Genomic DNA, 24,426 nt, shown 5'->3' with positions numbered 1-24,426 from the left:
TCCACTGAAGTGAAGTTTTTTAGGGGGCTAGATGCTCCCTTTCGTTATTTGGATGGTTATCGGTTACTGCGCTTTCATCGCTTCAGATTTGTCTGAAGTCATAACGAAATGCAGTTCACCACCGTCTTTCAAATCGCTGTGCGCGAAGCTGAAGTTGTCACTCAATTGTTTGCCGTTGATGGTCACCGACTTCACGTAGATGCTCTCTTGGCTGTTATTTTCTGAGGTGATGGTGAATTTACCGTCCGCGACTGGAATCACGGCTTTGTCGAACAGAGGACGACCGATGGTGTAGCTTGCTTCGCCCGGTGTGACTTGGTAGAAGCCCAATGCAGACATCACATACCACGCCGACATCTGACCGACATCTTCGTTACCAATCAGACCTTCATGCGTTGGGTGGTAGAACTCGTTCATCGCTTGGTCGACGATTTCTTGTGTCTTCCAAGGTTCTGCCGTCCAGTTGTATAGGTAAGGCACGTGGTGATCAGGCTCGTTACCCATCACGAACTGACCGATGTAGCCAGACATGTCGTGTGATTGGCTCGTATCAGCGTTGGAGTCCGCATTAAACAGCGCATTCAAGTTGGCTAAGAATGCCGCTTTGCCTTGTTCGGTTACGTCTTCAGGAAGAGAGAAGTCAGTACGGTCGATGTGCTCGCCTCCCATCACGTTAGCCAGACCGTTCAAGTTGTGCGGTGCAAACCATGTCCATTGCCATGTATTGCCTTCGGTGAAGTCTTCGCCTCGGTGTTCGGCGCGGTAAGGCCAGAACACGTCATTTTCGTTTAGTGCTTTGCGGTCTTTACAGGCGTTGTAGTCCATACCGTCTGGGATAGACAGCGCCATGTTCTCGTCTAAACATTCGGCTTTCAGGTTGTTTGCCCAAACCTTGCTGCCGCTGTTCATGTAAGCCGGACGCATAAAGCCCGTTGCACCCAATGCGTTGCCTTTGGTGTCTTGCAGTTTGCCGTATTGCTCTGGGTTGTAATCGAAGTAGTTCTTGAACGATTCAGAGCGCGCCATGTAGCGGTCGTACTGCTGGTCGTTGCCTGCAAGTTTAGCGATCTGAGCGATACACCAGTCGTAGTATGCGTTCTCAAGACCGTAAGACACCGACTCGTTCACGAGCTCGTCGTATTTATCGACTTTCAAACCTTCCACGTAACCCGGTTTGTCGCCAGAGTCCGGCGCCCATTTGGTGTTAGCTGGAATAAAGCCGACGTCTTCTTGGTAGTCGTTATGACGTGTCATGACCGTGAAGCGTTTGTCACCGTTCCAAGCGTCTTGGTAAGGCACCCAGCTTTCAGTTTTATCAAGGTTGAAGTTGACCGTTTCGTCAGCGGCTTTCAACGCCAAATCAAACTCAGCTGCGGTAAAGGCTTCAGGGTGTTTGACCATGATATCGGCAATAACCGAGACCGCAGGATGACCGACCATTTCACCGGTGTAATCCGAGTGCAGTTCCCATTTTGGCAGCACGCCGCCCGTTTGGTATTTGTTCAATAGATCGCGTGCGTGTTCAATTGCGCGGTCTTTATCGATGATGGTTTTCAGTGGGTGTGCGGCGCGGAAGGTATCCCACATTGAGTACACTGAGTAGTTGACTAAGCCATCTTCTGCTTGGTGGACTTTGCCGTCCATGCCACGGTATTTGCCATCCACGTCTTGGTATAGGAATGGAGCAACAAACGTACGGTAGAGCGAGGTGTAGAACATGGTTTTGTCGGCTTTGTTGCCACCTTCCAGTTCAAACTCGCCAAGGATATTTTCCCAAGCCACGCGGTTTTGTTGTACGACGTTGTCGAAGTCCCAACCGTTGGTGTCTGCTTCTAGGTTTTTCAGTGCGCCGTCAACGCCAGTGCCAGAAATCGCTACCTTGACCACCAATGGCTCATCGCTCTTACCAAAGTTCAAATGCGTCAGGACATCGTTTGCGCGTTTTGCCAAACGTTCTGGGTCAGGTTCTGGCTCGCCCGGCATTGGTTTGTGTTCTGCGTAACCACGGTAATCTTCCAAGCCGACTTCAGTAGCGTCAGTTGGAGTCAATTTGCTTTCAGAAGCCAGCTTGGTGTACAGATTCTCTTCAATGATTGGATCAGAGAATTCTGCCGCGAAGAACACGGTTTGCCATTGACCCCATTCGTTTGAGGTACGCGCGCCTACGACGGTAGTGTCGTTAACGCGTTTGTAGTAGATGCTGCGAGAGTGGTTGCCGTATTGCTCCAACAGTTCGTGTTGGAGGTCGATACGTACTTTGCGGTCTTGGCCCGGTTTGAAAGTGTAACGTTGGAACGCCACGCGGTCGGTTGCCGACAGCTCAGCTTTTACACCGGTTTCTACAAGGTCAACCGAGTAGTAACCAACCTCTGCCACTTCCGAGCTTTTATCCATGGTCACGGCATCAGTATTGAAACCTGTGTATGGCAAGAAGGCGAAGTCGTTTAGGTCACCTTTACCTGCGCCAGAAATGTGGGTCATTGAGAAGCCAGAAAGCAGGCTGTGCACAGGATCGTATTCAACAGGTGAGCCTTTGCCATTCCAACCGTTTGGATCGAAGTTATCTGGGGACGGTTGAATCATACCTTCTGGCATGACTGGAGATGGGTTGACGTTGCCAAGACCTTTAGTGCCGATCAAGGTATCAACGAATTCCAAAGTAGGGGTAGAGATAACCGGAGTTTCTGGATCAGAGTCGCTGCCACAACCAGCAAGACTAAGCATGGCGGTTAACACTGCAGTAGAGAGTAGGGTTCTTTTTAGTTTCATTGTTTTTATTCCACGAAAAAAGGGGACACAAGGCCCCCTCAAAATCATTATTCGCCTAGGTTGGCTTGCATTGCTTCAGACTTGTCAGCCGTCATCACGAAGTGCAGTTCGCCGCCTGCTTTGAATTCGCTGTGCTGGAAGGTGTTGTACACATCCAGAGGCTTACCGTTGATGGTCACTTCTTTGATGTACATGTTGTCTGGACCGTTGTTTTCAGCCGTTACCGTGAAGGTGCCAGAGCCAATGTCTACTGTCGCTTTGTCGAAGATTGGACGACCGATGCTGTAGGTTGGATCGGTTGGCGAGATTTGGTAGAAGCCTAGTGCTGACATCAAGTACCACGCTGACATTTGACCTACGTCTTCGTTGCCGATGATGCCGTCTGGCGTTGGTTTGTAGAACTGGTCATAAACTTGGTCTAGGTATTCCTGCGCCTTGTAAGATTCTTCAGTACGGTTGTACAAGTAGATAACGTGATGCGAAGGCTCATTACCGTGAATGTACTGACCGATGTAGCCTGTCATGTCTTGGTGCGCTTCGCCGCCATTTGGATCGGCAGTAAATAGATTGTTCAGCTTGTCGTTCAGACCTTGCGTGCCACCCATGATTTCAGTCAGCTTGTCTAAGTCTTGCATGAACGCCCATTGCCATTGCCACGCGTTACCTTCTGTGTAGTAGAACGCGTCAGATTTGTAAGGGTCGAAGTCAGTTGAAGCGTATTTCAGTGCACATGGGTCACCTTCTTTCAGTTCTGTCGGTACAAAGAAGCCCGTGCCGTCTGCGTTACCTGCTTTTGCATCCCAGTGTTTCAAAGAGTTGTAAGAACGAGCTTTGAACTCTTCATACGCGTCCATATCGCCAGCAGCTTTTGCCATTTCTGCGATCGTCCAATCGTAGAAGGAGAATTCCAACGAGTACGACACTGAGTTCCAGTTCGGGTAACGAACACACTGTTCTTTCTCGTGGTAGTTCAACTGACCTGCCATAAGTGAGCTTAGGATGTCGTCATGAATCTGTGGGTATTCATGCGGCGTGTAACGTGCTGATTTTACTGACGCGGTGTAAGCCTGCTCTGCATCAATCAAGCCTTTGGTTACCGCATCGCCTAGAATTGCTGCCGATGGGTAGCCGATCATGGTGCCAGTTTCTGAGCCGTGACCTTCCCATTTCGGCAATAGACCAAACTCGTCGTTGGATTTACGAATCAAGTCTTTCACGTATAGCGTTGCTTGGTCTGGGTCGATGATGGTCCACATTGGGTGAACCGCGCGGAACGTATCCCACGTTGAGTAAATCGAGTAGTTTGGTGTGTCGCCATCTTTCAGTGTGCGCACTGTGCCAAGCATATCCACGTATTGACCATCCACATCGTAGAACTCGATTGGTGCGATCATCATGTGGTACATGCCAGTGTAGAAGTTGGTTTTCTCTGCGTCTGTGCCGCCTTCTACTTTGATTTTTGCTAGCTTCTCAGCCCACGCGTATTCCGCGTCTTCTTTTACTTGTGCTAGGTCGAAACTTGGTGCTTCCGCTTCTAAGTTTTTCTGTGCGCCTTGCCAGTTAACAGGAGAGATACCGACGCGGATCTCAATTGGCTCTTCGCCTGTGCCGAAGTTTAGGTAAGCGGTCAGATCATCGCCTGAGTAAACCGCGCCATTGCGCATTTCGCGCGTTGGTTCTTGGTCTTGTTCACCCAGCAGTGCTTTGGCGATTGGCTGGCTGAATTTCGCGTAGAAGAAGATGTCTTGACCTTGGTGATCTTGCCCTTGGAACCAGCCAGTTGAGGTTTTACGACCGCGAATGGTGTATTCGTCCACCACTTCCACTTTGTTCTTCAAAGACTTGCCGTTGTTGTTCATTAGGGTATGACCCAAATCGAACTTCACGTTACGGTCAGCACCATCAGCAAAGGTGTATTTGTGCAAACCAACACGTTTGGTTGCGCTCAGTTCCACTTCGATTTGACCTTGGTTTAGTTTGGTTTTGTAGTAGCCTGCGCTTGCTTCTTCATTGGCTTTGTCGAAAGAGTTCAGTTGTGTGTTCGCCATGTCTGTGTATGGCAGAACCAAGATGTCGCCTAAGTCCGTTGCGCCTGTACCTGAAAGGTGAGTATGGGAGAAGCCGTACAGCGGAACGTCAGTGTTAACCACTTCGCCAGTTTCGTAGTTGGATGAATCCCAGTAGCCAGAAGCTGAGTGCCATGGGTTAAGTCCTGATTCGTGATCAGTGTTAGAACCGATGAAAGTATCTGGAGACAGTTGAACCATACCTGCCGGTACCGTCGCGCCCGGGAATGTATGACCAGAAGCTGCTGTGCCGATCATAGGATCGACGTATTTCAACACCGCGAGATCAACAATTGGATCGCCCGGCAGTGAAGAGGAAGAATCGTTGTCGCTGTTACAGCCAGCCAAGCCACCCGTCAGACCAACCAGGATAGCCAAAGAGATAAGATTACGTTTAAACATGTGCATACCGTTTTGTCGTTATTCGTATATAAAAGAGTTTATAAGAGACTGTTTCTAAAGGACTGCTTATAAAATTTGCTTGTAGGGATAGCCGGGAGATGCGCTCCCGGCTGAGTTGTCACTATTGGGATTAACGAGAACCTGCTGGCATCTCGTCTTCATGCAAGAACTCACCGATGCCTTGTGCTGGTGGAAGATCTTGCTCTAGAGAGCCCCAACGTTGATTTGGTTTGTCGCCCATCACGAACTCCAACTCACCGCCGTACATGATTTCGTCATGAGTCAGGTAAGTGCGGTTGAAGTCTTTGCCGTTGTAGCGAGCCGATTGAATGAAGATGTTTTCGCGGCTAACGTTCTTCGCGGTAACCGTGAACTTCTGGTTGTTGCCGACATCGATAGACGCGCTTTCGAACAGCGGAGTACCGATTTCGTAGATGCCAGAAGAAGCGTTCACTGGGTAGAAGCCAAGTGCACGGAACACGAACCACGCGGAGAGCGTACCGAAGTCGTCGTTACCACAAATGCCGTCAGCGGTGTTCTTGTAGCAAATGTTGGTTGCTGCGGCGATGGCTGCCTGACCTTTCCAAGGTTGACCTATGTAGTTGTACAAGTAAGGCACGTGGATATCTGGTTCGTTACCTTGAACGTGCTGACCAACGTTACCTGTGTTGAACACTGGGAATTGGTTGTCGCCTGCGTTGCGGTCTGGGTAGGTTGACCAGTACTCATCCAAGCGAGCTGCGAACAAGTCACCGCGTTCTGCTTCAGGGTTTTGTGTCTTGTCGAAGCGTGTCATCAGGTCAATCAAGCCATGAATGTCGTGCTGAACACTGAACGAGTATTGCCAGCCGTTCGATTCAGAGAATGCCCAGTTAAACATGTCTGGACGCCAGTCTTTACCCACCGCGCGACCAGTGATTGGGTCTACCCAACCTGCATCGATAAACTCGCCATCGTAGTCACGGGCTTTGAACCAACCTTGGTATTGCTTACCGCCGAAGTCGAATTGCGCTTGCCAGTTTTTAGAACGGTTAGCGAACTCGGTGTAGCGTGGATCTTCTTCACCGAAGACTTCTTTGATCGATTGCGCGATTGCCCAGTCGTTCATTGAGTATTCAAGCGAGTAAGATGCTGTCCAAGAATCTTTAAATGGTGAGTGACCGCCGTAAGAATCTGGTGGAGTGTCGTGCAGTTGCGCTGGCACGTAACCTTGTTCTTCGTATTCTTTGATCCATGCTACGCCTTGGCTCGTTGCGGCGCGCGCGTCAGTGATCATTGCTTCAACTAAGCGCTCTTTCACGTCTTTGCGTTCTGCTTCTGTGAAGCCAAGATCGATCATGCGTTTTTCTAGTGAGCCTTTCGACAATACATCATGAATCACAGGCGTTGAGTGCATGCCCATCATCATGCCGGTTTCGTTGCCTTTGAATGTCCACTCAGGCAGACGACCTTTGCGCACGTTGCCTTTGTCATCCACCCATTCTTCTTCAGCGTAAGACAACATAGACAGCACCACGTCGGCTAGGCGGTCTGGCTCAAGAATCGAAGACAGCGGTTGAACTGCGCGGTAGGTATCCCACAACGAGAAAGTGTCGTAGCGCGTGAAGTCTGCTTTGCCATCTTTGTTGGCATCGGCAGTGCGGATTGACTCTTTCAGCGTATCAATCTTATCGCCCCAAGGTGTGTTGCCATCTGGGTAAGCGTTACGACCTTGGTGAACTTGGCGGTAGCGACCATCTAAGTCAGAGTGAATGGTTTGACCTAGGTACGAGTGGTACATCGCGGTGTAGAAGGTTTGTTTGTAATCTTCGTCGCCAGAGACTTGGATCTTGCCGAGTTCGTCTTCCCATTTCTTCGTTGCCGCTTCGCGTACTTGGTCGAAGTTCATGCCCGCAACTTCAGTCATGTTAAGAGAAGCACCAGACTTGCCGTTCTCGCCGATCTCAACGTTTGATAGCGCTAATTTCGCTTCAACCGTTAAGCCGTCTTTGGATGTGTCGAACTCTACGTAAGCGCGTGCGTATTGATACTTGCCACGTGTTTCGTTACCGATTTCTGTAATGCCTTCTGGCACGTCCATGTAACGACCTTGCTCTTTATCGTAGTAAGCAAAACGAACGTTTTTGATTGGTTGGTCGAATTCCATCACGAAGAATTCTTTTTGGCTTGGTGCCCAACCATCTGAGAAACGGTGACCTTCAAGGCGGTTATTGTCTTTGTCCCATTTCAAGTAAGAATCTGAGGTGTAGTCCCAGTTAATTTTGAAGCCGGTGTTCACGATGATTTCTGATTTCTCATCACGAGGGAAGGTGTAGCGGTGTACACCAACGCGATCAGACGCCGTCAACTCAGCTTTGATGTCGTAATCCAATAGATCGACTTTGTAGTAACCTGCTGTCGCTTGCTCGTCACGATGTTGGAAGCGAGACGCTTCTAGGTTTAGCGTTGCCGAACCTTCATCAATCATGTAATCCGAACGCGAGTTGATTGGCATGACGAGAATGTCGTTCAAGTCGCCAGCACCTGCTCCGGAAAGGTGGGTATGAGAGAAACCGGAAGTACGTGCGTCGTGGTAGTAGTAGCCTGAAATGTATTCCCAGCCGTTAGAACCGTTGTTTGGAGAAAGCTGCACCATGCCGTGTGGTGTGGTTGCACCAGGGTAGGTGTTGCCTAGGTTACCTGTGCCGATGAATGGGTTGACGTAGCGTGTTACGTCCATATCGGCGAAGTCTACCGGGATGTGAACGCCCATGTCGATTTCAGGTGTTTCTGGGTTTGGCTTGTCATCACAGTCGCCATCGCCAACTGGAGGACATACTGGCTTGCCGCCGTCAGGAATATCCGGCAGTGCAGGGTTGGTGTCACCGCCTTCATAAATGTTGGTTGTGTCGTCGTTACAGCCAGTCAGACCGACTAGACCACTGAGAACTGCGCAAGCGAGTAGGGAAGGTTTGAATTTCATTTTTAAAGCCTTGTAAATTGTGGGGTTATATAATTAAAAAAATCAGGGGTATTACTAAAACTTAAAAACTTGAAATAGAGCCCTTTGGGGGAAAGGGCTCTTAGGGGAGGAGCTTAAGGTTTAAGCTTTCACAAGAGTCGCTGCGTTACGCATCGCTTCTTTCGTTGAACACTCAACAACGTTTGCTTTTGCAAAGCGGTGAGCGTCTTTTACTTGGATATCGTGAGCTAGAATAACCAGCTTCGCGTTTGCTACATCTAGGTCAGTGATGCGGTTCTGGATACCGTTTTGACCTTGAGTTTCTACTTTGATTTTCAGACCCGCTGCCGCACCTGCTTTCTCTAGTGCTTTCGCTGCCATGAATGTGTGTGCTACGCCAGATGGGCAACATGTTACTGCTACGATGTCGTACTCGCCTTCGCCTGCTGCTGGAGCCGCTTGAGCTTGTGCTGGTGCTGCTTCTGCGATTTCGTCTTCTGCTTCTTCTTCAGCGACTGGTTTCCAGAAGCCAACGATAACTGCTGTTGTTAGTGAGCCTAGTGCGATACCCACAACGTACATTGGGATGTTGCTTGATACAGGTGCTGTGATTAGACCGCCCCATGGTGCGTGTAGTAGTACGTCTGTTAGGAAGCCGAACACACAGCCAACGATACCACCAGCAACGATTGAAGGAAGAACGCGTACAGGGTCGTTTGCTGCGAATGGGATAGCACCTTCAGAGATACCGATAGAACCCATGATTGCTGCTGCTTTACCTGCTTCTTGCTCTTGCTTAGTGAACTTCTTCTTGAATAGGAATGTTGCTAGTGCCATACCTAGAGGAGGCGTACAGATTGCGATACCAACACCACCCATTAGCCATGGTTGAGTATCAACTTGAGTTTGAGCGAATAGCGTTGCTACTTTGTTGATTGGACCGCCCATATCGAATGCAGTCATACCACCAAGAATCGTACCTAGAACCACTTTAGAAGCGCCAGCCATAGAAGCTAGGAATTCGTTCATAGAAGCCATGAAGATCTTGATTGGCTCACCGATACCCCATAGAACGATACCTGCAGAGATAAGCGTACCAACAAGTGGGTAGATGAAGTAAGCGCCCAACGCAGTCATGTTAGCAGAAAGAGGGATCTTCTTAAGTTGTAGAACTACACCACCAGCGATAAAACCAGCGACGATACAACCTAGGAAGCCGCCGCCCATGTCAGCCATGATGCCAGAAGAGATCATCGCTGGCGCTAGTGCTGGTTTGTCTGCAATTGAGTAACCGATGAAGCCACCAAGAATAATTGGGAACAACACCAGACCTTTAATACCGATATTAGAAATATCAGCCAATAACCCGTCTGCAGGAACCGCACCTTTACCGGATGCCATTACCGCCAGAGCCAGTAGTACACCACCCGCAACGATAAATGGAAGCATGTGAGAAGTACCGAATAAAAGGTGACCTTTCATGGTACTTAGGAGTTTTTTGAAATCGCTATTATTGCTAGCTTGAGCTGTGATTGTACTCATAATTTCACGCCTTATGAATTAATTAAAATATTTAGTATTTGGTTTTCGTCTTTTGCGTTATGAATATCTTCAATAAACTCTTCGCTAAATTTTCCGAATAATTCTTGAAGAACATAAATATGGTGGTCGGCACCGTTATCAGGTGAAGCAATCATGAAGAATACGGTTGGTTTGACTCCCTCTTCGTCGCCATACTCGATGCCTTCGTGCTTTACGCCAACGGCGATTGCAGGCTCTGTAACCGCTTTGCTTTTTGCGTGTGGGTAGGCGATGCCGTCCATTGAAGTCACGCTTAATGCTTCACGTGCTTCGATGTCGGTTAAAAAAGCCTCTTTGCTACTGATTCGATTATTTTCGAATAGCATCTGTGCTAGCTCTTCAAAGACTTCTTTTTTATTATTTGCTTGAAGGTTGCCGTTAATTAAATTGACGTTTGTTAGTTCTGTAATCATTTTGTGACTCATTGGTACTGAAGTAATGAGTCAAATTTAATTAATGAAGTGGTTTTCGGAAATAGTAAAAAAAAACCAATAACTATACTTTTGTATCACTCAATCTTAAGTGTGATAGCCGTCATTAATAATGCGGAATATTATAAAATTTATTATGTGATTTATATTCCAGTTATTTTGAAATAAATAAACTGGACATGAAAATGAACTGGAGGAGGATCAATAGTCCTGGTTAGGATGCAAAAAGAGGCGTTGCGCCTCTTAGTTTTGAGATAATAGAAACAGTGATAAAAGCTGGCCATTAATTTTTATATTTATGCAGCAAATCTAACGGGATATGGCAGTAGTCGTTTGGAAAGCGCGTGAGTCGGTCTTGGTGCTCATCATCACTTGGCACGTAGTTTGTGAGTGGCAGCACTTCTACGGCGATTTTATCGGCATCCGGTCTTGCTGCGATAAACGCTTTAGCAATCGTTAGGTGTTGCTCGTTTTGGCTATAAACACCGGTACGGTACTTTGCACCTACGTCTTCACCTTGCTTGTTAACACTGTGCGGGTCGATGATCTCAAACAGATACCCCATTAAAGTTTCAACCGAAACTTGTTCAGGGTCGAATTGGGTTTTCACGCATTCTGCGTAACCATCGTATTCGGATTGAGTGTTATCCGTCGTGCCATTTGCTCGTCCTGCTTCGGTGCCAATTACGCCCGGAAGGTGGCGCATAAATTCTTGCACGCCCCAAAGGCAGCCGCCTGCGAAGTAAATCTCTTCCATCATTTTATCCTGTAAAACTTTGCGCCATTATGGACATCACTTTCGCTCAAACACAACTCCAACCATAGATTTAATGACTCATCGATGAGCAGTTCGGACATAAAACAGGAACAACTCGGTGGTGATTTGCTCTCTTTTTTGTGCTGCTTTTCCTCGTTAGATTGAGCGCAGTTAAGAGCTAAGGGGAATCCCAATGAAAATTGAACATATCGCGATTTGGACAGAACGTTTGGAAGAGTTAAAAGCCTTCTATGAGAAATATTTTAACGCGGTGTCTAACGATAAATACCACAACCCAACTAAGCAGTTTTCATCTTACTTTCTTTCGTTTGAAAGTGGTGCACGATTGGAGTTGATGTCGATGGAAGGTGTGACCGCTTGTGAAAAATCTCATGCGATGCAGATAACAGGATTAGCACACTTTGCCTTCGCTTTAGGATCAGAGCAGGCGGTGGATCAATTAACCAAAACCTTAGTAGATGATGGTTACCAATGGATCGACGGTCCGAGACAAACGGGTGATGGTTACTACGAAAGCTGCGTATTAGATCCGGATGGCAACCGTCTAGAGCTTACGGTGTAACGCAGCTTCGCTTATTTCTATCGTTCACAGGCTGCTTTCATATGAAAGTATTCGGGCGTATACTGCAAGCTCATTAATAAGGAGTGAGCCTGTGAACCCAAGACAAAATGAAATCCTGCAATTAGTGAATGATCGTAAACGCGTTCAAGTCACGGAGCTTTCTGACATTATCGGCGTGTCGGGCGTGACCATCAGGCAGGATTTGAATTTTCTGGAGCAACAGGGCTATCTAAAGCGCGTACACGGCGCAGCTACCGCATTGCAAAGTGATGATATTGATACCCGATTAGAAGTCCGTTTCGATATTAAACAATCACTTGCAAATAAAGCGGCAGACTTGGTCGCGCCAAGTGAGACAGTGCTGATTGAAGGTGGGAGTGCAAACGCATTACTGGCTCGCACTTTAGCTGAACGCGGCGATGTGACCATCATTACCCCATCGGCGTACATCGCCCATCTCATCCGTAACACCTCAGCTAACATCATCTTGCTTGGTGGTGTGTATCAGCATCAAGGCGAGAGCTTAGTTGGACCATTAACCAAGTTGTGTATTGAGAACATTCACTTCAGCACGGCTTTCTTGGGTATCGACGGATTTCACCAAGACACTGGTTTTACTAGCCGAGACATGATGCGTGCCGACATCGCAGAGGCCATTCTGGCAAAGAATAGACGTAACATCGTACTGACGGACTCCAGTAAATTTGGACAGATTTATCCTTCTTCAATTGGCAATACCAACGAAATATCGGTGTTGTTAACCGACAAAGCCGCTCCGAAAAGCGACCTTGAGCAAATCAAAAAGCTAGGTGTGGAAGTGGTGTTGGGATAAGTACTAATGGCTCTCCGACCATACTGCGAATTCATTTCCACTTGGTTCGGTGAAGTGGAATCGGCAGCCGCCGGGAAATTCGAAAATAGGGCGGATAATTTTTCCACCACATTGTTCTACTTTTGCCTGCGTGGCCTGAATATCTGAGCTATAAAACACTAAAAGTGCGCCACCATTTGTGGTTTGGTTTACAAACTCAGATTTGAAGAATCCGCCATCTAACCCTTGTCCTGAAAATGCAGAGTATTCAGGACCATAATCGATAAAGGTCCAGTCAAAGGTACGCTCAAAAAATTGTTTTGTAGCGTTAATATTGGTGGAACCAAATTCAACGTAATTCAATTTTTCATGTTGATGCATGGTGAAATCCCTATCCATTTGTTTCATGCCTCTAGGCGAATTTTTCTACGATGATGTCATCCGCTTTTTCGACAAATAATGCGCCTTGATCCTTGAGCTCTGTCAGCACATTTTCAATATTATCAGGCAGCACTGCGCGAGTTGAAGCAAGGTTGACAACCACATTGTAGCCAAGATCCAGTGCTTGCATGACGGATTTCTTCACACAAAAATCTAGCGCGAGACCACCGATCACTAGAGTATCAATCCCGTTGAATTTTAGAAATTCATGTGCGCCTGTCGTTTTAGTATCGGCAATATCATGGAAAAAAATACCGTAAGGGTGCGCGTCAGGATCCATACCTTTATTAACTTGAAAATCGTAGTCCAACACGGGTGGTAAACCGTCTAGCAGTTCAGAACCTGTTGTGCCAAGCACACAATGGCGGTTCCATTTTATATCCACATTGGGTAGATCGACGGGTTCAAGCATGTTAGCTGGTGTTTCTGCATCCCATTTTGCTTTTGGTGGGTGTAAGTCACGACTGACCAGTTTTAATCGGCCTTTGGCATGATTACTCAGAAGCTCCGGTACGATTTCCAACGCACCTGCAACGGGCAGTTCATTTGGACATAACTCGCTAAAGCCTTTCTCTGGATCAACGTCGATCACCGCCGTGGTTTGATAGTTTACTCGAACAGTCATGGCAGACTCCTTGTCTGTCTGATTGCCTGCGTTTATCCACGCAAACAGTTTTGAAAAAAGGTTACTTCGTCGCTAGTCAGCGTATATACCATTGCGGGTTTTCCACCTTTGCCTTTGTTGGTAGAAGCGACTTTATTGGTGGGTTTTAGTACGCCTGAATCTATCAAGCGGCGCTTAATCGTCATTCGGCTAATATCAATACCAAACTCTTGATAAGCAGAAATGATGTCGGCAACCAAAAACTCCTTGTCTAATGCAAACAAAAGAACCGATGTGTATTCAATGGATGCACGAAGCTTCTGCCACGCTTTTTCAATGGTTTTTTGATGATCAAACGCGAGGGTCTCTTCTCCATTGAGTATAGCTTGTAGCGAAAACCATTTTAGTTGGCACTCTGGTACACCAGCATTGTTGATTTGCTCTACATTGTTACGATCGACCAAGGCGTAGTGCGTAATGTTTAAGCTCCAGTCTTCTGGATCACGCTTGGGATCGCCGTCGATAAAAGCTTCACTAAAGTGACGAGGGTAAGTATGGATTTTCTCGCGGCAAATTCGGCGACGCGCCGCCTCAAAGTTTTCATCGGCCGGGCGTCCGCCTTCACTGGTTAAGTCTTTATCAAAGACAAATCCGCCCGGTAGTGCCCAGACTCCATGGTATGGCCGATTTGGATTTGAACGTTTAATCAACAACACTTCCAATCCCTTATCGGCACAGCCAGATAGCCTGAATGGAATAATGTCGACAGATACGATCATGGTTGGGTCCTAATATTGATTTGTAAGTAATCTAGCGCATAACAAGTGGTCAATCAATGGGTAAGTAACGAGTTGTGCGAAACGTTTTTGGTAGTGCTTCATAGTACGCCTTGAGTATAAATCTACGAATGAATCTGACTTATTCACAATCTGTGTGCGAATTCTAGACAGAAAAACCTTATAAAAATGAGTGGTTAGTAACAAAAGTTGACAAACTATAGATGGGTGTTTATTGTTTACGCAAATTAGTTAGTAACAAAAAGTTATATACCCAGGAAGGGCGTGTAGAAGGGCACCTAATGACCACCAAACTATTTTCTTCCCGCATCATTCAAAGCGCTTTGGATTTTGATGTTTACAAAGTCAATATGATGAGCGCAGTAACAGCGTTTTACCCTGATGCGATGGTGTCATACAAGTTTATTGTGCGTAGCGAGGAAGATCTCTCTGAACTGCTACCAGAGGTAAAAGCAGAAGTTCTTAAACTGCAAGACATTCAATTTACGCAAGAAGAAATCGAATACATCAAGCGTGTCGCGCCTTACCTGAATCCTGATTTTGTTGATGCATTGCGCCATTTCCGGTTTAACCCGCAAAGTGATGTCTCTTTCCATAATAAAGCCATGGCTGATGGCTCAAGCCAGTTACGCATTACTATTAATGGTTTGTGGCGAGATACTATTTTGTACGAAACGATCATCATGAGCATCGTGTCTGAAGTTCGTAGCCGTCAGCGTTGGTCAGATATCCCTGTAGCGCAATTTACCACCGTTTTAGAAGAGAAAGTTCGGTACCTAAAATCCGAACTAAAGCGTCGTAACATCACTAACTTTAAGTTTTCTGATATGTCGACGCGTCGACGTTTTTCCTTTCAAGCTCAGCGCACCATGCTGGAGTTCTTGTGCCAGGAAGTGCCGGAATGTTTGACAGGAACAAGCAACTACCACTTAGCAAAAGAACTGAATTTAACGCCTATCGGTACCGTTGCTCATGAATGGTTTATGGGCCATCAAGCTCTGGTGAATGTGCGAGATTCGCAAAAAGTGGCTTTGCAACGTTGGCAAAAAATGTTTAACGGTGCACTAGGTATTGCACTGACCGACACGATTGGTATTGATGCCTTCCTTAAAGACTTTGATGAAGAGCTAAGTAACGCGTATTTCGGTGTACGTCACGATAGTGGTTGCCCTTATAGCTGGGGTGAAAAAATGATTGCACACTATCAGTCGCTTAATATAGACCCGTTAACAAAAACGCTGGTGTTTACAGACGGACTTAACTTCGAACAAGCGTTAGATATTTGCGAGTATTTCCAGGGACGTATTCAGGTGAGTTTCGGTATCGGTACTTTTCTTGCGAATGATATGGGTGATTATGTCAATAAAGCGGGTGAAGCCTACCAGCCACTTTCTATCGTGATCAAAATGGTCACGTGCAATGGTTCACCAGTCGCAAAAATCAGTGACGAACCTGAGAAAGCCATGTGTGAAGATATCTTCTTTTTGATGAACCTCAAGCGCCGCTTCGAGCAACCTCTTGATTTAAATGAGTGTCGTAAACTGATTGATCGTCTAGAAACTGAAGGTCAAAACTATCTCATCGACGCGTAGGCGTTATCCCTCCTTCTTGATAAGCACCCTCTATCGTTACGACAAATTTATATAGACAAACGTAGAGGGTGATTTCGTTATAGTAATACGCAGAAGTAACCAGATACAGCGTAGGAAAGCACTCGAAAATGAGGTTGTTTTTTTGATGTGCTATGTGCCTATGATTGGTGTAAATCGATACGTTACAGCATCGTGGAAGGTGTATTTTCATCGGACACTAAACTCAGTCTAATCACGTAGTTTATTCCCATGTACCATGAGGTCACTCGGGTATAGACGTCTATCTGCTTTTATGACTTTGGGCTTCGCGTAATTGCTTGAATCAGGAGTCAAAATGAACCTAGTAGTACATTTGCAAAAGAAAGCGATCCGAAAATATGGCTATGAGATGGCCACTCGTCAAGCATGGAAATGTGGCATCAAGGCAAATCTTGTTAAGCGCGTGATCGGCCTTTTTAAAGGACAAATTGTTTGTGTGATTGAAGGTTGTCGCGCAGAGTTTTCTTCTCCTCTTAATAACCCCCTTCACGAAGATGACAAGCAAGGGCGATATGTGTTTGTTGGCGGTGTATGCTGGGAACCAAACAACATTATTGCTCCTGGTTTTCCTGACTTTATGTTTATGCACGTGCGTAACCTGAGTCACCGTCATAAGTATTTAACGGATGACGAACTGTTTTTAAGCTTGGCTTAAAAATAAGCCTCATAGGTTAATCAAGCCTAACCATAATCAGTAATGATACGGTTTTAGCTTAGTTGACATTCTGTTGAGTGTTTCTTGACGTACCTTTTATAAAACAGTGTTTCTTTACTCGTTAATGACAGAGGGTTTGTTTTCGCCTGATGTGATTTCCTAATTGCGATTTACTATACCGCTCATCAAAGCAAACCATACTGGGATGTAAATCATGAATATGAAATCTATCGCAATTGCAACGGCAGTTGTTGCTGTACTAGCAGGCTGTAAAGACAAAACGCCACCAGCTCCAACCCAAGCAAACATTACTTTGGTTGAAGCGGTGACTGAAACGGTGAAAAATCCACACCAAGTATGTAAAGACGTGGTAGTAACGGAGCAAGTTGCTCCTACGGATGATAATAAAATAATTGGTACGGTCGGCGGCGCAGCAGCTGGCGCGGCATTGGGTAACCAAATCGGTGGCGGCTCAGGTAAAGTGATTGCAACTGCAGCTGGTACGATCGCTGGTGCATTAACGGGTCGTAAGATTCAGGAGAACGTGCAACAAGGCGATGTAGTGACAACGACGAAAAAGCAGTGCCACACAGAATACACAACATCTGAAAAAGTAGTGGGTTACGATGTCACTTATGAAGTTTCAGGTGCGCCAACGACGGTTCGCTTAGCGAGCAAGCCAGCGACAAAAACGTTCCCAATTCAAGATGGCAAAGTTGTTCTTCCGCAATAACTAGCTCCCCAACCGAAGTAATTAACAAGCCCTTTTATCTTTGAGATGAAAGGGCTTTTTCACATAAGCGGTGTTTTCATCTATTTTCCCGCGGGAATGTGCAGCCAGAATTACCAGCTAATTTCAGCGTTCGATACAATCACTTTTCGAAAAGTACGAACGGAAAAAACATGGAAGATTTTTACCTGACCGATCGCGGTTTAGCTGGTTATTTCGAAGCGCAATGGTTCGACAAGTTCATCGAAGATAAGCAGATTGAGACGATAAACAGTCGCTCAAAACAAGTCCCACTCTCTTTTTTGTCATCACCTCACTGCTCCCAAGTTGCTGATTTTATTGCGCAGATGGCACTTGAGAGCGGCGTTCAGCCGTATTCCCTACTTGAGGTTGGCGCGGCGCTGGGAAGAAACTATTATGAGTTAGTGCAACGCTTACCTAACCTTAAAGAAGCGACGCTTGTGGAGCCTTCAAATAGGTTGATGGATGGCTTGAAGCAACTATTAATAGAAGAACAACGAGTCGAGCTAACTTATCTTCACGATGTGAACACCTTAAACGCTTTAGAGGTAGAGAATAGAGATATCGTACAGAAATGTGCTCATGTTGATTTGACGCTGATTAACCAACCTTTTGAGCACGATACTCTCCAGTCTAGCTTTGATTTAGTCGTATGTTTGAACGTGGTTGATCAATGTGAGTCGCCACTTAGCGTGATCAATGCTCTAAAAAAAACCACCAAGGTTGGTGGGCTGATCGTTGTCTCTTGCACTTATCAGTGGAACGCGAAACACATCAAAAATGAAGACGAAGCGGTCGATGATATCAAAGAGTACTTTGCTGAAGGTTGGCGTTTAGTATCGGAAGCCGATCATGAATATCGCATCCGGTTTAATGATCGTTTTGCAAGGCAGTTTTTATCTCATGTGGTCGCTTACGTCAGAATGGATTAGAGCCACATAAAAAAACCGAGTACTTACGACTCGGTTTTTTTAGTCTTTGAGATAGAGCGCGATTTTAAGTAACGTGCGCCTCTTGTTGCTCTCGCTCTTGTTGAGCTTGCAGCTTTTTCTTGCGACGTTCTCGTTTAGAAAGCCAAACCAGCGGCACAACAATCATTATTGTTCCTATCGCCATAAATATGTCTGGCACTTCTCCAAACCAGATTAATCCCACAAACACGGCACCAATTAAACCACTGTATTCAGCGCTGGCAATTTTGTTGCTATCAATCGAGCGGTAAGCGATCACACATGTTGCCGCATAAATCATGATGAACAAACTTGAGCCAGCAGCGACAGGGAAAGCACTCCAGTCCCAAGGTTCCGCTTCGATCAGAACAAGTAAGAAAGCCACGGGAATACCTGCCAAGTTTGTCATCAATAACGTTTGCATGACAGATTGATTTTTTGGCAGTTTTCGAATGAGCAAGTTATTGATTGCCAGGGTAGTAGCCACAACTAAAGCCGAAATCGCTGCCCAGTCGATTTGATCTGGACGAATGATGACCAACACTCCAGCAAAGCCCATGATCGCAGCCGCGATCGATTGTTTAGACAGCTGTTCGCCAAAAAATATCGCGGCAAGCGGCAGCATGATTAATGGCGCGGCGTAGAAGATTGCGTTCGCAGTTGCGAGCGGTAAAGATGAAATCGCCAAAACCATAAATATAGCACCAAGCAACCACACGTGAGCGCGGACAGCATGCCATTTAAATCCTTCAAGAAAATGAGTCTTTTTTGTCAGCAAGCAGACAGGCAGTAGGAAAAGCACTGCGGAAATTTGTCGGAAAAAGACAAACTGAAAAATAGGCACTTCATTTCCGACACTTTTAATTAAAGAGTCCGAAAGCACCGCAATGAGATTCCCAACAATTAATAGCAGCATAGCTGCGCCGACCGATGTAACTTTCACTTATTTCCTCTCCTCTTTCTTTGCCAAAGAGTAGGTGATGTCATAGGATGAAGTGAAGTGATATTTATTAGTTTAAGTATGAGATTTTTAGATAATGAAATTGCCACCACTCAGAGCGGTTCACTGTTTTGAATCTGTCGCTCGAAACTCTAGCTTTTCGCTTGCGGCTGAAGAGCTCAATGTGACGCAAAGTGCCGTTAGTCATCAGATACGATTATTGGAAGATTATTTGGGCGAGTCATTATTTATTCGTCAAGGAAGAAAGCTCTCTTTATCGGATACTGGTGCTCGTTATTTAGAGGATATTAGCCCGGCAATTAGCTCTATTGCGATGGCCAGCCAAAAGGTGAGAGAAGGGGACAAAGGCAGCATACGTTTAGCGATTTATAGCTCGCTTGCCGTAAAGTGGCTTATTCCGCGTTTGTCTGATTTTAAGCGGTTACATCCGGAAATCGATCTGACACTCAATATGGTTGTTGGTGATCCTGAGCAGACAGATAGCGTTGGTGATTGCTTTATCACGGTAGAGAAGCCAAAGCGCAACTATATGTCGGTGAAGTTATACGCGGAAACGCTGTATCCGGTATGCAGCCATAAAATTTGGAAAGAGTTACAAGATCAACCCATTCCAGAAGCGCTTTGGCGATATCCTATTTTGTCGACAGATTCTATTTATCGTGAGAGAGGAAAAGACTGGGCAGAGTGGTGCAGAGCGGGTGGTTACACTTTGCCAAAAGATGTCGATGTTCAACATTTTAGTCATATGTTGTTGGCAATTGAGGCTGCACGTTATGACCAAGGCATCGCATTTGCGAATGATTTTATGCTCAATGAAAGAGATAAAGCGCATGATTTGGTGTATATCCCTTCTCATGGATTAGAGACGGGGGACAGCTTTTATTTTATTCATAAAAAGAGCCGAGCCAAGCAGGCGGAAATTATCAAACTCACTAATTGGTTGAAGCAACAGTGCTTGTAAAATGACTAAATTGTCATAATTAAGAAATAAAGTGGCAAAGTTGTGTTTAAATATTTCATGTTTTATTGAGTTTTTATTCATTAACATCAACTTGGTTTTGAAACCGAGTGAAATGGATAGCATGACGTGCTTAAGGATGGGCAAAACACAACCTCAATAATTAACAGGCAGTGAAATACAATGTTTAAAAAAACATGGCTAATGACAGCCCTTCTAGCAACATGTTCTGTTGCAAACGCAGCTCCTTACGTTGGTGCATCGGTAGGTCAAGCATCGTTTGGTGATGTTAATGGCTCTATCAATGGTGGTGGTACTAACGCTAGCACTAAACTTAAACTTGAAGATGACTCAAGCCTTTCAGGCAAAGTATTCGGTGGTTACAAATTCAACGAATACATTTCTCTAGAAGCAGCCATTGGTGGCTACGATGCTTTAGACGGCAAAGTTGTTACTGTTGGTGATATGAAGTATTTATCGATTCAACCAAAAGCGACTCTACCTATTGGTGATCGTTTCAACCTTTTTGCTAAAGCTGGTCTTTCTTACTTCAATGCTGAATTCAAAATTAGCAACTCTGTGATTGACGGTAGCGCAGGCCATACCACCATTTCTGACAGTACTGTAACAGGCATGTACGGTTTAGGTGCAGAGTTCGCTATTACTGAAAACTTTGCTCTGCAAGTTGAATGGGAATACATGATGCCTGAGCTAGACATTGCGAAATTTGGCAATGAAAAAGTAACGGTTGATGCAGACATCAATGTGTTCTCTGTAGGTATGAGCTACCGTTTCTAAGAATACTTATTCAAGTTACCTCTTGGCTTAGTACACGTTTTTGACTTCTGTTGGTCGAGCTGAGTCCAAGCTTTGAATATGTTTAGATATAGTACAGGAAGTTTAGTTGCTAAGCGTCCTGTGCTATTTTTTTGCTTTGGAATAACTCTTAGGAATCTTTGTGAACGATGTCAATCTTAGGTATCTGGATCTACTGTTAAAGCACTTTGAACCTCATCAATATCACTTCGTTACGCTGTCTGAGCTTGAAGTGGTAATTTGTACGTCAAGGCGCAATGTTTCTATTGTGATGAAAAAGCTTGCCTCTTACGGTTGGGTAGATTGGAAACCTGCAATTGGCAGAAGTAACGCTAGTCGTCTGAATATTACTATTTCCCTTCAACAAGCGATGACCGAATTTTTGGTTGAGGAGCTTGGTCGGGGAAGAATGAACTCGATAACAAAACTTATCGATTGGTTCGGCCAAAGTGCTGTCAGGGCGCTGACGATTGCCTCTGAAAAAGTGAACCAGTTGAATGAGTCAAATAACGCTATTTTGATCTCCTCTTATCCTTGGGTGTCTAAGGTCGATCCTGCGAACACTTATCGTCATACTGAACTGCATGTGGCGAAAAGTGTTTATGATGTTTTGCTGACTCAAAATTCCAATGGTGGCATTGAGCCTTCGCTAGCACATGAGTGGAAAATGGAAGGCAATGTGATGACGTTATGGTTGAGACCTGGAATATATCGTCACGATGGCGAACTTCTCAGCATACAAGATGTTGTTTGGAGCATAGAAAGACTTAAGGAAATAAAAGGACCAGTACACGAGCTCTGGCAATGTATTGACAGTGTGATTGCCGAAACATCGAGCTGCTTAAAAATTACATTGAAACATCCGAACATGTTTTTTCCATATATGCTAGCCACTCCTCACGCTTCTATTCTTTGTCGAGATGTTGTTTCTTTCGGTTCTGGTTATTCTTACCACATAGGCACCGGACCATTTAAAATCAGTGGTTGGAACCAAGAGAGTATGATTCTTCAAGCACACAAAGAATATTTTTCAGCGCGCGCATTGTTGGACCAAATTACGCTGTCTCATGGTGATGTTAAGACCCTGAATATGTTGAGTTTTAACCAAACCTCTGATCACGTTGAAGTGGAAAAAATCAGCGCATTTTCATATTTGACCTATCGTGAACGCGCGGACTCTAATCTCGCAAAAGAAGATTGGCATCAACTCGCCGATTACATCAATGCGCAAAAGAGAATCTATGAGGCGCAAAGTGCCGTTGACAGCATTCAGTTAGCGACTCAAGAGCAAGATTTACTAATAGCAGAGGCTATTGTGACGCCTAAGCTACAAGGTAAAGTAGCGCTAGCTGAGCCAATCTGGACGATACCAAGTTTAATTCGTCACTCTGAGTGGTTGCACCGAGTGATTCGGGCGACGGGATTAGAGCTAGAGATCGTCATTATTGATGACATTAGTTTTCCTGAAGTCGTATCACATCGAGCGGACTTGCTCCTAATTGAAGAAGTTATGGAAGCGCCGTTTGAGTATGGCGTATTTGAATGGCTATCGATAGCAACAGGTTTGCGTTTTAGTTTTGATCAAAGCCAGATGTTGATCCATCGAGAAAACCTTCGCGAAGCCATGACAAATGCTCAATCTTTACAATCTCTTTTAGGCGTAGAAAAAGCGTTACGAGAGCAGTATCTTTATTTGCCTTTATTTGTTGGCTATGAAGAGGTGACAAAAACACAGCAAGTGCGCGGTGTTCAGGTGAAAAATACGGGTTATAGCGATTTGCATCGTCTCTGGATCGCTCACTCTAACTAGCATATTTCGACACGGTGAGCACAGAGTATGAATACATAAAGCCATCGCAATGATGGCTTTATGTGGAATGTAGAGTTAGAAGTTGTACGACACACTCGCACCAACAACCCATTGATTTGCACTATCAACAATCGAGGAATCGCTGATACCGCTGCCTAGGCGAGTGTATTGTGTCATTTGGCTCACTTGCCAGTTATCGTTGATTGGCATGACTAGCTTGTAGCCTAAACCATAGCTTACTGTTGAATCACCTTTGTACGCTTTGCGGTTTGCATTTGCTTCGCGTTGTTTTACGCCAAAGTAGTAATCTACGTAGTCTTCACTTTGATAAGTTAGGTTAGCAAAAGGAACAAAATCAACACTACCGAAGTTCATAATGTGGAAGTAAGTCGCGCCCGCTAAGTAACCTTTGTAAGCACCACTGATATCATGTTGAAGGTATGTTGAAATCACATTGTGTTGATCTAACGTAAAGTCAGTGTTCAAACCTAAATCGACAGCAAAGCGACGTTTATCCGTGCCTTTCAGGCTCTTTGCAATATCACCGTCACGCATGACACCACTGCCAACAAGGTAAGCACTCATGTTGATTAATTCATTGGTGTTACCGAAGAAGCGGTAGTTAATGCCACTTAGATCGGCGTTAAAGTCGTCACCATGGTAACCGCCATTTAGAATTGGAGCTGTATTGTATTTTTGATCTTTGAAAAGATCGCTGCCATGAGCCACTCCGACTTCCGCGTTCCAGCCACCTTCATTGTTGTAGATGTTACCGTTACGAATATAAGTATCACCAGCAACCGCTGAAGCAGCAGCAGTCAGAGTTAGTAGTGCAATTAATGTCTTTTTCATCGTTTTTCCGAGTTGCTCTGATTTGTTTTGAACACTGTACAAAATGAAGTTGTAAGCCTCTATCAGCAAAGCGTATGGAAATGTAATGAACCATCAGGATAAGAAGCGGAATGTAAGATCATAGAAGGAAGATAAGAAAGACAACCGCCGTCGATGGAAAGAAAAATCCGAGCTGGGGTAGCTCGGATTTAGATTATTTATCAGGTATCGATACGAACTTATTGTTGTTTCGTTAAGTTGTATAACGGTGCTAGGTCACCTGTTACTTTTTCGCCATTCATGTCTAGCTTCATAAGTACATTTTCACCAACAAAGTATTGGTTTGGTGCATCTTCGTTTGTCAACGTTACGATGCTGCCGTTTGCATCCCAAGTGAATTGGCCTTCAGACTTTGACTGACCGTCTTCTTTGTCTTGGTAGCTTTCTTCAAGTACGTAAGTGCCATCTTGATTTAGTGTGATGATCATGTCGATACCTGAACAATCCGCACATGGAAGCGTACCTTTGTATGTGCCGTTCCAGTCCAGGGCATTTTGTGCGTTATGCTCAGAGTCTACAAATGTTTCTTCAGTGATGACTTGTTCTTCTGCTACTGGCAGCGTGTCAATTGTCTCTGTAGTAACTTCTGCGCTAGTAGTGACTTCAGTTTCCGTCGCTTGAGGTACTTCAACTGCGCTTGTTTCGGCAGGTTTCTCATCTTGACAGCCTGCAAGAATGATTACCGCGCCTGTTAGTGCCAACATTGTTTTTTTCATTTTATCCCTCTTTAAATCAAGATTTTGTATGAGAGTAATAGTAGACATTTATCAGGTATTTGCGTCATCAAAAAGCAATAGAATGATCTATCTATGTCAATAAA

At 45.3% G+C, this 24,426-nt stretch carries 21 protein-coding genes; 9 read left to right on the top strand and 12 right to left on the bottom strand.

Features of this window, described 5'->3' with window-relative positions:
- Window positions 1–63: 63 nt before the first annotated feature.
- From VEA_RS18520 to VEA_RS18495, 6 genes are all read right to left on the bottom strand, one after another.
- Window positions 64–2,769, bottom strand: coding sequence for a GH92 family glycosyl hydrolase (locus VEA_RS18520; protein WP_006741330.1), 2,706 nt, complete (start codon window positions 2,767–2,769; stop codon window positions 64–66).
- Between the two features lie 47 nt (window positions 2,770–2,816).
- Window positions 2,817–5,237, bottom strand: coding sequence for a GH92 family glycosyl hydrolase (locus VEA_RS18515; RefSeq protein WP_006741331.1), 2,421 nt, complete (start codon window positions 5,235–5,237; stop codon window positions 2,817–2,819).
- 130 nt (window positions 5,238–5,367) lie between these two features.
- Window positions 5,368–8,199, bottom strand: coding sequence for a GH92 family glycosyl hydrolase (locus VEA_RS18510; RefSeq protein ID WP_006741332.1), 2,832 nt, complete (start codon window positions 8,197–8,199; stop codon window positions 5,368–5,370).
- A gap of 120 nt (window positions 8,200–8,319) precedes the next feature.
- Window positions 8,320–9,720, bottom strand: coding sequence for a PTS fructose transporter subunit IIBC (locus VEA_RS18505; protein ID WP_006741333.1), 1,401 nt, complete (start codon window positions 9,718–9,720; stop codon window positions 8,320–8,322).
- Window positions 9,721–9,731: 11 nt separating this feature from the next.
- Window positions 9,732–10,172, bottom strand: a complete 441-nt coding sequence (locus VEA_RS18500; RefSeq protein WP_006741334.1) for a PTS sugar transporter subunit IIA — start codon at window positions 10,170–10,172, stop codon at window positions 9,732–9,734.
- 301 nt (window positions 10,173–10,473) lie between these two features.
- Window positions 10,474–10,947 (bottom strand): peptide-methionine (S)-S-oxide reductase, encoded by a 474-nt coding sequence (locus VEA_RS18495; protein WP_006741335.1) that lies wholly within the window; start codon window positions 10,945–10,947, stop codon window positions 10,474–10,476.
- Window positions 10,948–11,140: 193 nt separating this feature from the next.
- Here VEA_RS18495 and VEA_RS18490 point away from each other — a divergent pair, with 193 nt between their 5' ends.
- Together VEA_RS18490 and VEA_RS18485 are read left to right on the top strand one after the other, a co-directional pair.
- A complete protein-coding gene (locus VEA_RS18490) occupies window positions 11,141–11,530 on the top strand; it encodes a VOC family protein (protein WP_006741336.1) in 390 nt (129 codons plus the stop codon).
- Window positions 11,531–11,621: 91 nt separating this feature from the next.
- A complete protein-coding gene (locus VEA_RS18485; protein WP_006741337.1) occupies window positions 11,622–12,362 on the top strand; it encodes a DeoR/GlpR family DNA-binding transcription regulator in 741 nt (246 codons plus the stop codon).
- Between the two features lie 3 nt (window positions 12,363–12,365).
- On the opposite strand, the gene VEA_RS18480 is transcribed toward VEA_RS18485, so the two are convergent.
- Genes VEA_RS18480 through VEA_RS18470 form a run of 3 tightly spaced genes read right to left on the bottom strand, consistent with a single transcriptional unit; the run spans window position 12,366 to window position 14,165 of the window.
- Complete coding sequence (locus tag VEA_RS18480) at window positions 12,366–12,722, bottom strand: VOC family protein (protein ID WP_006741338.1); 357 nt, start codon at window positions 12,720–12,722, stop codon at window positions 12,366–12,368.
- 31 nt (window positions 12,723–12,753) lie between these two features.
- On the bottom strand, window positions 12,754–13,407 hold the full coding sequence (locus VEA_RS18475) for an isochorismatase family protein (RefSeq protein ID WP_006741339.1): 654 nt from the start codon (window positions 13,405–13,407) through the stop codon (window positions 12,754–12,756).
- Window positions 13,408–13,439: 32 nt separating this feature from the next.
- The gene (locus VEA_RS18470; protein ID WP_005373953.1) at window positions 13,440–14,165 is read right to left on the bottom strand and encodes an NUDIX domain-containing protein; all 726 of its coding nucleotides are present in this window, start codon (window positions 14,163–14,165) and stop codon (window positions 13,440–13,442) included.
- Between the two features lie 299 nt (window positions 14,166–14,464).
- Here VEA_RS18470 and pncB point away from each other — a divergent pair, with 299 nt between their 5' ends.
- The 4 genes from pncB to VEA_RS18450 all read left to right on the top strand — a co-directional run bounded on the left by pncB (window position 14,465) and on the right by VEA_RS18450 (window position 18,152).
- Entirely contained in the window at window positions 14,465–15,775 is a 1,311-nt protein-coding gene (pncB, locus tag VEA_RS18465) for a nicotinate phosphoribosyltransferase (RefSeq protein ID WP_006741340.1), read from the top strand.
- 334 nt (window positions 15,776–16,109) lie between these two features.
- Entirely contained in the window at window positions 16,110–16,469 is a 360-nt protein-coding gene (locus VEA_RS18460; RefSeq protein ID WP_006741341.1) for a hypothetical protein, read from the top strand.
- Between the two features lie 214 nt (window positions 16,470–16,683).
- Window positions 16,684–17,202, top strand: coding sequence for a glycine zipper 2TM domain-containing protein (locus tag VEA_RS18455; RefSeq protein ID WP_005392659.1), 519 nt, complete (start codon window positions 16,684–16,686; stop codon window positions 17,200–17,202).
- A 170-nt stretch (window positions 17,203–17,372) separates the two neighbouring features.
- Window positions 17,373–18,152, top strand: a complete 780-nt coding sequence (locus tag VEA_RS18450) for a methyltransferase domain-containing protein (RefSeq protein WP_006741343.1) — start codon at window positions 17,373–17,375, stop codon at window positions 18,150–18,152.
- A 64-nt stretch (window positions 18,153–18,216) separates the two neighbouring features.
- Here the strand turns inward: VEA_RS18450 and VEA_RS18445 are convergent, their stop codons facing one another.
- The gene (locus VEA_RS18445) at window positions 18,217–19,113 is read right to left on the bottom strand and encodes a DMT family transporter (protein WP_006741344.1); all 897 of its coding nucleotides are present in this window, start codon (window positions 19,111–19,113) and stop codon (window positions 18,217–18,219) included.
- Between the two features lie 94 nt (window positions 19,114–19,207).
- Between VEA_RS18445 and VEA_RS18440 the strand changes: the two genes are divergently transcribed.
- The 3 genes from VEA_RS18440 to VEA_RS18430 all read left to right on the top strand — a co-directional run bounded on the left by VEA_RS18440 (window position 19,208) and on the right by VEA_RS18430 (window position 22,715).
- Window positions 19,208–20,092: a LysR family transcriptional regulator gene (locus VEA_RS18440; RefSeq protein ID WP_005392662.1), complete on the top strand. Its 885-nt coding sequence runs from the start codon at window positions 19,208–19,210 to the stop codon at window positions 20,090–20,092.
- Between the two features lie 180 nt (window positions 20,093–20,272).
- On the top strand, window positions 20,273–20,887 hold the full coding sequence (locus VEA_RS18435; RefSeq protein WP_005373936.1) for an outer membrane beta-barrel protein: 615 nt from the start codon (window positions 20,273–20,275) through the stop codon (window positions 20,885–20,887).
- A gap of 160 nt (window positions 20,888–21,047) precedes the next feature.
- Window positions 21,048–22,715 (top strand): ABC transporter substrate-binding protein, encoded by a 1,668-nt coding sequence (locus VEA_RS18430; RefSeq protein WP_006741345.1) that lies wholly within the window; start codon window positions 21,048–21,050, stop codon window positions 22,713–22,715.
- 75 nt (window positions 22,716–22,790) lie between these two features.
- Here the strand turns inward: VEA_RS18430 and ompV are convergent, their stop codons facing one another.
- Complete coding sequence (gene ompV, locus VEA_RS18425) at window positions 22,791–23,567, bottom strand: outer membrane protein OmpV (RefSeq protein WP_012842379.1); 777 nt, start codon at window positions 23,565–23,567, stop codon at window positions 22,791–22,793.
- 218 nt (window positions 23,568–23,785) lie between these two features.
- Window positions 23,786–24,322, bottom strand: coding sequence for a copper resistance protein NlpE (locus VEA_RS18420; RefSeq protein WP_012842378.1), 537 nt, complete (start codon window positions 24,320–24,322; stop codon window positions 23,786–23,788).
- Window positions 24,323–24,426 lie beyond the last annotated feature (104 nt).

Origin of the sequence: Vibrio antiquarius, from assembly GCF_000024825.1 — a bacterium.
Classification (GTDB): domain Bacteria; phylum Pseudomonadota; class Gammaproteobacteria; order Enterobacterales; family Vibrionaceae; genus Vibrio; species Vibrio diabolicus.
The sequence above is the reverse complement of the archived record's forward strand: the minus strand, read 5'-3'. Positions and strand labels throughout refer to the sequence as shown.